Source organism: Nostoc punctiforme PCC 73102 (assembly GCF_000020025.1).
GTDB lineage: Bacteria > Cyanobacteriota > Cyanobacteriia > Cyanobacteriales > Nostocaceae > Nostoc > Nostoc punctiforme.
The window spans coordinates 87,507-98,855 of sequence record NC_010628.1 but is presented as its reverse complement, the minus strand read 5'-3'; the positions used below and the strand labels follow the sequence as shown (position 1 = coordinate 98,855).

11 protein-coding genes are annotated in these 11,349 nt (G+C 41.7%); 5 read left to right on the top strand and 6 right to left on the bottom strand.

The window, feature by feature from the left end:
- Window positions 1-27: 27 nt before the first annotated feature.
- The 3 genes from NPUN_RS00335 to NPUN_RS00330 all read left to right on the top strand — a co-directional run bounded on the left by NPUN_RS00335 (window position 28) and on the right by NPUN_RS00330 (window position 1,265).
- A complete protein-coding gene (locus NPUN_RS00335) occupies window positions 28-561 on the top strand; it encodes a hypothetical protein (RefSeq protein WP_202947527.1) in 534 nt (177 codons plus the stop codon).
- 88 nt (window positions 562-649) lie between these two features.
- Window positions 650-811, top strand: coding sequence for a hypothetical protein (locus NPUN_RS42665; RefSeq protein ID WP_202947526.1), 162 nt, complete (start codon window positions 650-652; stop codon window positions 809-811).
- A gap of 31 nt (window positions 812-842) precedes the next feature.
- Entirely contained in the window at window positions 843-1,265 is a 423-nt protein-coding gene (locus NPUN_RS00330) for a DUF488 domain-containing protein (protein WP_012406894.1), read from the top strand.
- A 148-nt stretch (window positions 1,266-1,413) separates the two neighbouring features.
- On the opposite strand, the gene NPUN_RS00325 is transcribed toward NPUN_RS00330, so the two are convergent.
- From NPUN_RS00325 to NPUN_RS00315, 3 genes are all read right to left on the bottom strand, one after another.
- Window positions 1,414-3,177 (bottom strand): ABC transporter ATP-binding protein, encoded by a 1,764-nt coding sequence (locus tag NPUN_RS00325; RefSeq protein WP_012406893.1) that lies wholly within the window; start codon window positions 3,175-3,177, stop codon window positions 1,414-1,416.
- 210 nt (window positions 3,178-3,387) lie between these two features.
- Window positions 3,388-4,518: an aldo/keto reductase gene (locus NPUN_RS00320; protein ID WP_012406892.1), complete on the bottom strand. Its 1,131-nt coding sequence runs from the start codon at window positions 4,516-4,518 to the stop codon at window positions 3,388-3,390.
- A 149-nt stretch (window positions 4,519-4,667) separates the two neighbouring features.
- On the bottom strand, window positions 4,668-5,165 hold the full coding sequence (locus NPUN_RS00315) for a bifunctional nuclease family protein (protein ID WP_012406891.1): 498 nt from the start codon (window positions 5,163-5,165) through the stop codon (window positions 4,668-4,670).
- 340 nt (window positions 5,166-5,505) lie between these two features.
- On the opposite strand from NPUN_RS00315, the gene NPUN_RS00310 reads away from it, so the two are divergent.
- Window positions 5,506-6,186, top strand: a complete 681-nt coding sequence (locus NPUN_RS00310; RefSeq protein ID WP_012406890.1) for a riboflavin synthase — start codon at window positions 5,506-5,508, stop codon at window positions 6,184-6,186.
- Between the two features lie 100 nt (window positions 6,187-6,286).
- Here the strand turns inward: NPUN_RS00310 and NPUN_RS00305 are convergent, their stop codons facing one another.
- Both NPUN_RS00305 and NPUN_RS00300 read right to left on the bottom strand, forming a co-directional pair.
- Window positions 6,287-7,864 (bottom strand): M23 family metallopeptidase, encoded by a 1,578-nt coding sequence (locus tag NPUN_RS00305; RefSeq protein WP_012406889.1) that lies wholly within the window; start codon window positions 7,862-7,864, stop codon window positions 6,287-6,289.
- Between the two features lie 90 nt (window positions 7,865-7,954).
- A complete protein-coding gene (locus NPUN_RS00300; protein WP_012406888.1) occupies window positions 7,955-8,773 on the bottom strand; it encodes a biotin--[acetyl-CoA-carboxylase] ligase in 819 nt (272 codons plus the stop codon).
- Window positions 8,774-8,850: 77 nt separating this feature from the next.
- On the opposite strand from NPUN_RS00300, the gene pgeF reads away from it, so the two are divergent.
- On the top strand, window positions 8,851-9,630 hold the full coding sequence (gene pgeF / locus NPUN_RS00295; RefSeq protein ID WP_012406887.1) for a peptidoglycan editing factor PgeF: 780 nt from the start codon (window positions 8,851-8,853) through the stop codon (window positions 9,628-9,630).
- Window positions 9,631-9,781: 151 nt separating this feature from the next.
- On the opposite strand, the gene NPUN_RS00290 is transcribed toward pgeF, so the two are convergent.
- The gene (locus tag NPUN_RS00290; RefSeq protein WP_012406886.1) at window positions 9,782-11,242 is read right to left on the bottom strand and encodes a glycosyltransferase family 87 protein; all 1,461 of its coding nucleotides are present in this window, start codon (window positions 11,240-11,242) and stop codon (window positions 9,782-9,784) included.
- Window positions 11,243-11,349: the final 107 nt, after the last annotated feature.

Below are 11,349 nucleotides of genomic sequence, written 5' to 3'. Positions count from 1 at the left end.
TGAGCTAGTTAATATAGAGGTTGTGCTATGGAAAGAAGGAAAATTTTGATTGCAACTAAAACATACCCTTCAATTAGCACCAAATATCAAGAAACAGTCTGTACAGCAGGAGTTTTGTTAGATGATGACGAGAAACCAGTTCAGTGGATTCGGATTTATCCGATTCGTTTTCGTCAATTAGATTTTGATAAGCGTTATCCAAGATGGTCAATTATAAGTGCTAAAATAGAAAGAAATGAAAAAGATTATAGAGAAGAAAGCTTTCGTATAGATGATTCTTCAATAGAAGTAATACGAAAAATTGATACTAGTAAAAACTGGGAAGAGCGAAAAGCCTTGGTTTTGCCACTAGAATTCAAATCTATTCTGGATATTAAAGAACAAGGTAAATCTCTTGGTATTATTAAACCACAAACTATAAAAAAATACTTCTGGAAGAAGGAAATAGAACGGGAGTGGAAGCCAAAACAGCAAGCAATATTAGATCAGATGGACTTGTTTGAGCCTTCAGTACAGTTAGATAAAATTCCTTACAAGTTTGGTTACGAATTTTTTTTCTAAAGATGGGAAGAGACATCGTTGTACAATAAATGATTGGGAAATTCAACAACTTTATAGAGGCTGTAGAGATAGATCAAAGGAAACAAGTATGGAGAATAAAGAAAAGGAGGCTTTAGAAAAAGTACGCCAAAAATTAGAAGACGAGTTTTTAAACAAAAAAGATTTATACTTTATCATGGGAAACCTAAAAAATCACAAAAATAGCTTTATGATTATTGGGATATTTTACCCACCATTAATAAAAATGTAATATTAAAAGTTGATTATTCCAGGAATTTAAAATGAAGATTAAAGATATTGCTAAAACAAGATGTATACTTACCTTCGGATATGGCAATCGCAAAGACTACGATGCCTTCTTGGAATACCTACAAAAGTTTGATGTGGGATGTGTTGTAGATGTGAGGATGGTTACTCGTGCTTGGAGCCGGAAATGGTACGGCGACAAAATTAAAATATTCTGTGAATTAAATAATATTGAGTATATTTCTAAAACTGCTTTAGGTAACACATCTGGTAAAGAAAATTGGATTCCTATAAATCAGGAAGAAGCAAAGAAAGCTCTACATGAAATTGCACAAATTGCTCAAACAGGTAATATTTTATTGTTGTGTGCTGAAATGAACCCGAATCGCTGTCATCGAAAAGAAGTTGCTGATTGTTTGGGAAACTTGGTATCAATTCCTGTTAAGCATTTAGAGTAGTAAACTACAATTTTTTTACTACTTAGGGAAGAGTGCTTAATAGACCTCATCTCAGAAGAAGCGATCGCAACCTATAGCTTTGGTGGTGCGATCGCTATTAGAATTATCCCTAAGCCTGTAATCCCTCCTAAACATTGGTTTTAGCTATTTACTGATAACCGGCTGCTTGTAATAGAAACAACTTGGCATAACGCCCTTTTAGCTGTAACAATTCTTCATGAGTTCCCTGTTCTATAACTTCGCCGTTTTCTATAACTACGATTTTGTCAGCCATTCGGACTGTAGAGAAGCGATGGGAAATCAAAAGTACCATCTGATTTTGAGTAATAGCGCGAAAATGATTGAAAATCTCAAACTCAGCTTGGGCATCTATTGCTGATGTTGGTTCATCCAATACTAAGATATCTGCTTGCGATCGCATAAAAGCACGAGACAAGGCAATTTTCTGCCACTGTCCCCCAGAAAGTTCCTGTCCTCCCTTAAACCAACGACCAAGTTGAGTCTGGAAGCTTTGGGGTAATTGGTCAATAAAAGATTGGGCCATGCCTTTTTCAGCAGCAGTTTCCCAACGGTTTTTATTTTCGAGATGTTCTACATCACCTACGCCAATATTCTCGCCCACACTAAACTGGTAGCGGACAAAGTTCTGGAAAATCACACCAATACGACGACGCAACACATCGACATCCCATTCCTGCAAGTCCAAGCCATCTAAGAAAATTCGCCCAGAGTCGGGGGTGTAGAGTCGGGTAAGTAGTTTAATTAAGGTAGTCTTACCGGAACCGTTTTCACCGACAATTGCCAGTTTCTCTCTGGGTTTCAAGTGTAGCGAAATGTTTGTCAACGCTGGCTTAGAACTTCCTGGATAAGTAAATGATACGTTCTCAAAACGGATACCATCTTGGGGATTTAAACCAATGGTTGCCTTACCCCAAGACTTTGGTACTTCTTCTTCTAGAAAATCGTAGAGATTTGATAAATATAGGTTGTCTTCATACATCCCTCCAATAGATGTGAGGGCATTAGAGAAAGTTGATTGTCCTTGGCGAAAAACGGTGAGATACATTGTCATATCTCCCAAGGAAATCTTACCTCGCACTGTTTCTAGTACAATCCAAGCATAAGCTAGGTAAAAAGCACTAGTACTGACTAAACCCAGGAGATAGCCCCAAAATCCTCGCCGTAGGGTCAAATCGCGGTCTTCGCCATAGAGTTGATGAAACAGGTTGCGGTAACGTCCTAGTAGCATCTCTCCCAACTGGTAGAGTTTGACTTCTGTGACAAAATCTTCTCTTGCTAGCAGATTTTCTAAGTAATGCTGTTGACGAGTTTCTGCCGCCCGCCAACTAAATAGGCGAAAGCCTTCTCCAGCAAACTTTGTTTCGGCAATAAATACAGGCATCGCTGCCAAAATCAGCACCACCACCGCCCAAACTGAGAAATTTACTAGTAAAATACCGTAGGTAATCAGGGAAAGAGCATTTTGCACCAACCCAAAGGTGCGGTTTACTAACGAAAGTGGACGAACTGATGCTTCTCGTCGGGCATTGGTCAATTTGTCATAAAATTCTGAGTCTTCAAACTGCCTAAGATCCAGTGTCAGCGCCTTTTCTAAGATGAGTACATTCACTCGCTGACCCATTAGCGCCCGCAATAAAGACTGACAAATGAGGATTCCCCGTTGACTACCTGCTAGTAGAATTACAGCGATCGCTTCTAATCCTACATAAAATAGGGAAGGATAAATATTGACAAAACCATTGTTGTGTGAATTAACTTGAGAGGCAAATACCACTGCATCAACGATTAATTTACTGATGTAGGATATCGCCGCCGGTAAAAGACCAGCCACTAAAGTTAAACTCGCCAGAAGAATGGTAAGCGTTCGGCTGGTAGTCCATACCAAGTTCACAGCCCGTCCACTGTAGCGGAAAACCGTCAGGGATTGGCGTAGGATATTTCTTTTTTTTTAATTTTCATCTTTTTTTGGACAAGATACTCCAGCTTGGGCGGATCTTCCTGACTTTATTTAATCTTTATTAATTTTACCAAAAAAGAAGTTAGAACTCAGGAGCCAGAATCACGGGTGTGCGACTAAGTGGTGGCTCTCATGCTTACATTTTTATCCCCACAACCTCCGACCTGCTTTCCCATTTAATTTTTGGTGAGTATCTTCCAATAATTCTGGAATATCTAACTTTTCTGGACACCGAGGTAAACAGTCTCCGCATTCTGTACAGCGATCGCTTTTCATTCCAGGGAACCAGTGACCAGCATTTTCAAGCATTCCGTAACGATATTGTCCATAGTCTTTCATGTCGTATGCCACTACGAGATTACGTAACCGCAATACCTCTGGAATATTGATATTTTCTGGACAGGGCAAACAAGCATAACATTGGCTACATTTATCAGTTCCCAAAGCAAGTTTTTGGTGATTTTCTAACCTCTGGAAAGCAGAAATTTCTGCTGATTTTAGCTCTCCATCATGGTCAGCAACTTGCAAAGGTTCTATTAATTCATCTGGGTTGGCTGGCCCTATACTTAAAGTATTAATACGGTTGTCACCAAGTAAAAAACGATAGCTTAGTTCTAAGGGGGAATACGGGTGACACAAATCTTTTAGGGTTTGGGGTGGCGTATACAGCTTTCCCCCTTTGTCAGCAGGGGAAATAATGAAAATGCCCATGTCCTTTTCGGCAGCTAGTTGAATTGCTGGTGCGTGCCGTTGAAAAAAATAGTAATAATGCAGATTGACAAACTCAAAAAAATTTGTTTTGATAGCTGCCTGAATTAGCTCTAATGACCCGTGGCTGGAAAAACCAACGTGTCGCACTCGACCATCAGCAACAGCTTCCTCTACGGCTTTCATACAGCCATTTTTGGCTTGCACCCACTCCAAATGTTGCCAAGTGTTCAAGCCATGAACCCCTAAGCAATCTAAATAATCTAGCTGTAATCGCTCTAGAGATTCGTCGATGTACCGACGCATGGTGTCAGCATCTGCTGTGGCTGAGATTTTGGTAGTGATGTAAAGCTTCGTTCGGGGTATTGACAACCCAGCTTTTAATGCCCTACCAAGATACTCCTCGCTTTTGCCGTAACCTCTGGCGGTTTCTAGATGATTAATTCCTAGCGCTAAGGCTTGTTCAATGATCTGGTGAGCATTTTCAAAAGAAGCCAGGTAGCGCATTGTTCCCAGAGAGAAAACCGAGAGGTGCAGATTCGTTTTCCCAAAGCGTCGGTATTGCATAAATTGAGTCCTGAGTAGTGAGTGCTGAGTAGAAAGACGATTAATATTGTCTGTACAAGAATGAAAAAGTGAAAAAGAAAGAATAAAGAATTTATTTTTAAGATTCTCTATTCTTTCTCAGCACTCAGCACTCAGCACTCAGCACTTTTCTAGCTGTCGCCATTACCAAAGCGCTTGATCAAATCTTCAGGACGGAGATTAGAAATAAATTCACGGAAGGCTTGCTGTTCGGCTTCATCTGCATCGCGGTCAACAGGGATAGAAGCATCGGCAATGACTTCTTCCATTACCCAGATAGGGGTATTTGTACGGAGAGCAATGGCGATTGCATCGCTAGGACGTGCATCAATTTCTTTTTTGACCTCGCCTTGCTGGACAATCAAAGCGGCATAAAATGTATCCTTTTGTAGGGAATGAATGATCACCTTTTCTAGAGTCATATTCCAAGTCTCTAGAAGATTCACAATCAGGTCATGGGTTAAGGGTCTGGGAGGCTTTTGATTCTCCAGTGCGCCCATAATTGCCCTAGCCTGTTCCTGACCAATGTAAATTGGCAAAGCCCGCCGATCTGAAGAATCTTTCAAAAGGACGATCGGGCTGCGGGTTATGGCATCTAATGCTATGCCAGCGACTTTCATTTCAATCATTGCCTAAGCCTCTACAATGCTTTGAGAGCCTTGGATGCTTTGTAACAAATAGTACCCCTTTTTAGGCGGTTTGGTGACAGTAATAAACATAAGCATTCGTTCTCTATAATTGCTTCTATTAAACTCCGAACTTGTGGTGAAAACCAGAGTAAGTCAAATTGGTCTTCTTAGACAATAACCTTCTTACCCAAGTATGCCTTGTGAAGGATGCTAATGTGTTAATATTCCTATACGAAAAAAAGTCAGAAAATATACTTGGATGTTCGACATTTCTGTGACAATTACCAATTCATTTCAGGCAAATTTAGGCAATAAATAGAGTTAGTTTGACAAAAAAGCCGTGTTTACAGGATTAATCCAAGCATTAGGAACGATAGAACCCTTGGGGGGCGATTCTTGGCAAATTACTTGTGTAAGCCATTCTGGTGAAGTAATTATGCAAGATTTGGCTTATGGTGACAGTGTTGCAGTAGATGGCGTTTGCTTGACAGTGGAAAAAGTTTTAAAAGACGGGTTTATCGCCACAGCTTCACCGGAAACGCTACGCCGCACGACGTTGGGAGGTGAGCAAACTCAACAGAGATATGTCAATTTAGAAGCGTCGCTAAAGGTGGGGAGCAAAGTTGGCGGTCATTTTGTGATGGGGCATGTAGATGGCATCGGTCGATTGCTAGTGGCAGAACAAACGGCTAGTTCTTGGGAAATGACCTTTATTGCATCTGATGCGATCGCACGATACATTGTCCCCAAAGGTAGCATAGCTGTCAACGGCATCAGTCTCACAGTAGCCGCTTATGACTCAGAACTCTCTCAGTTCAAGGTGGCGGTAATCCCCCTCACATACAGCGAGACAAATCTTCGCTATTTGGTTGCTGGGAGTTTGGTGAATCTAGAAGGGGATATTCTCGGCAAATACGTCGAAAAATTCCTTTACTCTGGCAACCCAAACACCACAGTTCATGATGAAACAAGTTTAGATGGCATTACACCCGCATTCTTAGCAGAACACGGGTATTTGTAATTGGGAATGGGGCATGGAGAATTGGGAATTGGGAATGGGGCATTAGTTATTCTTGCCATGCTTCCCATGCTTCCCCTGCCCCCCTGCCCCTCAGCTTCTTCTAGCTGCCTGGTTCTTGACTAACCTGGGCGGTCTGCAAACCTCGTACTAACTGACTGAGGGCGCTTTGTAATTCCACACCTGGGTCAGTAGCAACCCAACCGTTAGGTGTTAGGTGGCGGACTTCAAAGTGCAGGTGAGGGCCTGTGGATGCCCCGGTGCTGCCAACTCGGCCGATGAGAGTTCCAGGTTGTACCCATTGACCGGGTTGAACAAGGATTTCTGACATGTGACCGTAGAGAGTTTGTTCAGCCGATTTGTGATTCAGGATAACGGTTAAACCATAACCACCCATCCAGTTAGCAGTTTCGACTTGACCAGCTGCTGCTGCTAAAACAGGTGTTCCCGTAGGCGCACCTAAGTCTGTACCAGCATGGAAGCGTTGATTACCTGTAATTGGATGAACTCGCCAACCAAACAACGAGGTAATGGGAGCGGGTATAGACAAGGGATACATCATCCCCGTCCCATTATAGGCAACTGCCCCTGTGTAAGGGATTTGTGGCAATACCGATGCTAGTGAGAAGTCGTAAGCTACGTTACTGGGACGGGGTGCAATGTTGCCATCTGCCATTGGTGGCGGTAAAGTCCCGCCACTGGGTGCAATAGGAGTGGCACTAACTCTTGTGGGACTGAACTCGCTGGGACTCGGGATAAACCGATTTGGGCGATATGCGGTCTTGGTGTCACCACTATAACCATTTTGAGTAGCACGCCATCTGCTAGTGTTGCCAGTCGTTGCAACTTGCCGCGCAGTTGGAACTACTGGCAGTTGAGCGTTTTGACTTCTTCTTAGCCAATTAGGTGCTACTTTACCATTAGAATCAGCTACATTCCTTTGGGGTACTTTGGCGCAAACGCCGCCTAATACGCTTTGTCCTGAAGGTAAAATGGCTCGGCAACCACTAGAGCGTTCTGTGAGAATTACAGAATTCGGTGCTTGATAAGTACCTGTAGCACCACTGTCATAACTATTAGGATCAATATAGGCGTTATTATAATCCTTGGTTTTACCTGGCGTTGCACTAACAGAACTGTTGGAGTTATTCGATGGTTGAGCAACTTCTGGGAGTTTTTCAGGTGCATAGCGGACAGGGGTATTGGGTTTTTCCTGTCTCACCCTTGCAGGAGTAACCTGAGAGGTTTCTACTTTGGGTTTTGACTGTCTGATAATAACAACAGGTTCAGCAGCTTCGATTTTGGGCGTAGACTGCCTAATCGGTTCTTTTGATTGAGCTACCTCTGGCTTGCGTAGTCTCTGTTTGAGTCTGGCTCGCCGTTGGGAAAATTCCGGTTGCGCTTGAACGGCTTCAGGTGCAACAGCCTGTTTTTTAACACTTTGACTTCGCTCAGTGTTAACTGGATTTGGAACTACTGTTGGCTGGGAAGTTTCAACAGTGGGAACGATGTTATCTACTTGTGTTTCCGTTTGGGCAAACACAAAGCCGCCGCTAAGGAGGCTGACGCTACTCAGCCAACAGAGGCTCTGAGCTGGTAGTGTTGAGGCAAAACGTTTTTTTGTTAGACCTTGCTGCCATAAATGCAAACGATGATGGGCAGAATTATTGCGCTGCGTCATTTGTTCTCTCAGTTGTGTGTAATTAGCCTAAAGAGATGATGCTAGTGGTTTGTCTTGCCCAAAGAGCGAAATTTTGAACAAACCTCAAATTTAAACGGAAGATTTATGGTACCCCAAACTGATTGTACCGGGTTGAATATAAATTTCCGGTGTAATTAGTTCCTTTGTATCATGTGTTTCTAAATCAACTCGTAAATTTCCTTGAGGTGTCACCCCAACTACAGTACCTAAAAGATTATTGACATACACCCGATCGCCCATGTTTGTAAGCAAGTCTAGATAGCGAGACAAGAGTATGCTTACTCCTTCTTGTTGAAGGCACTCCATACCGGATTCTATTCCCAGTAAGACTTTAGAGGTGAGTATTTCCAGACTAGAAATTGGTCTGAAATCTTGGGAAGCTTGCCACGATTCCAGATTGATTCCAGTGTCTGGTACTGGATTTGTCCAGTTAATACCAACACCAATTACTGCTTGGGTGATTTGTCCTTTGTTTACTTTGGTTTCTGTCAAAATGCCGCCTAGTTTGCGACTATTTAAAACTAAATCATTGGGCCATTTTATCCCAACATCTATACCACATTGGCGCAATTGAGACGCAATTCCCCAAGCAGTTGCGAAAGTTAGCTGGTAGCTGTCAGTAGCTTCTATTTTGCGATCGAAAGAAATCGCCACGGAAACATATAATCCCCCAATTGGAGAAATCCACTCGCGTCCCCATTGTCCCCGCCCAGCAGATTGCTGAGTGGCGATGACTACTGTTCCTGAAATAGCCCCTTGGTGTAGTAAGTTCCAGAGGGTTTGGTTTGTTGAGGAGACACTTTCAAAAAAGTGGGGGGAAAAGGGTAAATATGTATACTTACGCCCTGCTTTCAAGGCTGATTCCAAGTTTTGCAGATTAAATCCCACAGCAGTTAACCCAAATTCCGTTGTTCAAGTTAGCATTGATTGGCTGATGAGTGATTTTTGTTTAGGTTTGGTTGAAGATGCACACTTGGCACTGGCGCAATTGGGAAGGACTGCCTTATCTAACTTGTAGTATTCTGGAACATTGGCATCACGGCTTCTTTACCCAGCAGTTTTGGCCGCGATCGCCACAAGTTATCACAGAAGTATTGCAACCAGAGGCATCAGTCTATCGCTTAAAGCAGGTTCATGGCAATACTGTTCTCACCCCCCAAGAAGTTGAAAGCTTTTTAAGCACTGCTGAGGATGATTTAGCATCGGCGGATGGTTTAATGAGCGAGCAGCCTCTCCAAGCCGTTTGGGTAGCTAGTGCAGATTGTACACCCGTGCTAATTGGGGATGTGAAAACTGGACGGGTGGCAGCATTACACGCGGGTTGGCGAGGGACTGCCAAGAAAATTGTGCCCCTAGCGATCGCTCGGCTACAATCTCAAGGCAGCAAACTTGATGATTTACGCATTGCAATGGGCCCGGCGATCGCTGGTGAGGTTTACCAAGTCTCCATCGAAGTGGCTGCTGAAATTGGGGCTAGCATTATATCACATAATGACGAAGAAAAAATTTTAACTGCATTGCATGAACTACCAAATTCACCTTTACTAGAAGATCCTGATCCAGGAAAGGTAAGGCTAGATGTGCGGCGAGTGAATACCTTACAACTGGAAAATATGGGGATTAGTGCAGAACAAATTGCGATCGCACCTTATTGTACTTTCCAAACTCCAGAGCATTTCTTTTCTTACCGCCGAGAGAAAGAGAAAAAAGTTCAATGGTCAGGGATTGTCAGTGCTAAAAGGTAAAACTGGTTTTAATCTTGGTGTTCTAAATTGACACCAGATTTTAAGGCAAGACAGTTCAGAAAAGACCAAAACACTTGTAGAGACGGCGATTTATCGCGTCTCAAAACCCACGATTTTGTACAAGTAGCGCTTAACCCAAGCGTATTGGATTTTAAGGTTCAAATTTTAAAAGCTGTTTTTGACGCAGTGAACTAATTGCTAAGACTAAAATACTCAGGGTGATTCCTAGAATTGCATAACTCGGTAGCGCGAAGATAGTTACTTTCAAAAAGTAGGGTAATTTCCCTGCTTTCACGTCCCAGCGATTTGCTAGAGAGCCGATGAGCCAGCCATGAATAACTGCTGTTTGCACTGCTAGAAAGCAAACCCCTGCTAACCAAACAGACATTCTGCTCATAGAGAATTTATAATACCTGATTTGATATAGAAAATCATTGAGCAAAAAAACAACCGCAGGTATTAACATCACAGTACTAGTTTGCTGTGAATAATTAATGGCAATACTCAAGCAAGAAACTAGTACTATTTCTGCTAAGTATATTTCTTTTGACCAGGCTGTAAGAGATTGTTGTAGATACCAATACCAACCCACGAAACTAACAAGTATCAGGACAATAAAGTCTGACAATAACTTGGCAAATAATGGATTATTGGGTAATAATCTTGGACCCACTACCATCAAATCTAGGCGAGTAATCGAAAGATAGGGACTATTTGATGGATCGTTAAGCCAAAGTGCAAATCCACGAGCCGTATCTGGTAGGTATTGTGTCACAGAATTGCCCGTCAAGGCTAGACCTAAAAATACTAGAGAAGTTCCTGTGATAACAGATACAAAAACTAGAGAAAAACGTCTTTTTAATAGAAAATATAGAATGAATAATGCAGCTAATGTTGGTTTACAAACGGCAATACCCAAGCAAAGTCCTGCTGGAATATCCTGATATTTTCTAGCCAAGATAAACATCCATAAAATGAGAACCGCAACGAAAATGGCAAGATTACCAACTTGAAGATCGCGAACTAAACCATAAATTAAAGCAGCCGAAATTGTGCAAATAGTTCTAAAAGCTGGCGACTTCGATTCTAGGAGGATATTCACTCCCCATAAGGCTAAACCGATTGCTAATATATGCATCACAATCCATATTGTAAATGCAGTATTGATCGAAAAATAACCGAGAAACCAGATAAGAGGAATAATATTAGGTGGATAGACAAATGGTGGAATAAATCCACACGTTTTAGTTAGGCTACAGAAACTTTGGTTAAAAACCTCGACATTAAAAGGACTCAAATGCTGATGAGCCAATTTACTCGCCACATAAAACCATTTAAAATCCCATAAAGGTGGATTTGGCTGATTTAGGAAATAAACTAGCCAACCTGTATAACAGAGAAATCTTGTAACGACTAATACAACAACTGCTTGGATGATAAAGTTAACAATTGGTTGACGCAAAAATTGCATCAACCGTTGGATAGCAGAAGATTTTAAGAATAAAGAATTTTTCCAGGCTGCCTTTTCATCATCATCTAGCCGCCAATTATTTTTGAGAACCAATGCAACTACAATTACTATAATTAGGTTCCAAAAACCAAAGTTTATCATCAGAATGATCTCAAGAATTATTTCTGTATATCCTAGATAACATAACTGTTATAGTTTGTCATAAAATATACTTGAGTATTTTTATAATCAATTTACAAAACTTTGAT

What these genes read in the sequence shown, in the direction of transcription:
- NPUN_RS00335 (WP_202947527.1), top strand. Translation starts at nt 28, where the DNA reads ATGGAAAGAAGGAAAATTTTGATTGCAACTAAAACATACCCTTCAATT.
- NPUN_RS42665 (WP_202947526.1), top strand. Translation starts at nt 650, where the DNA reads ATGGAGAATAAAGAAAAGGAGGCTTTAGAAAAAGTACGCCAAAAATTA.
- NPUN_RS00330 (WP_012406894.1), top strand. Translation starts at nt 843, where the DNA reads ATGAAGATTAAAGATATTGCTAAAACAAGATGTATACTTACCTTCGGA.
- NPUN_RS00320 (WP_012406892.1), bottom strand. Translation starts at nt 4,518, where the DNA reads ATGCAATACCGACGCTTTGGGAAAACGAATCTGCACCTCTCGGTTTTC.
- NPUN_RS00315 (WP_012406891.1), bottom strand. Translation starts at nt 5,165, where the DNA reads ATGATTGAAATGAAAGTCGCTGGCATAGCATTAGATGCCATAACCCGC.
- NPUN_RS00305 (WP_012406889.1), bottom strand. Translation starts at nt 7,864, where the DNA reads ATGACGCAGCGCAATAATTCTGCCCATCATCGTTTGCATTTATGGCAG.
- pgeF (WP_012406887.1), top strand. Translation starts at nt 8,851, where the DNA reads ATGCACACTTGGCACTGGCGCAATTGGGAAGGACTGCCTTATCTAACT.
- NPUN_RS00290 (WP_012406886.1), bottom strand. Translation starts at nt 11,242, where the DNA reads ATGATAAACTTTGGTTTTTGGAACCTAATTATAGTAATTGTAGTTGCA.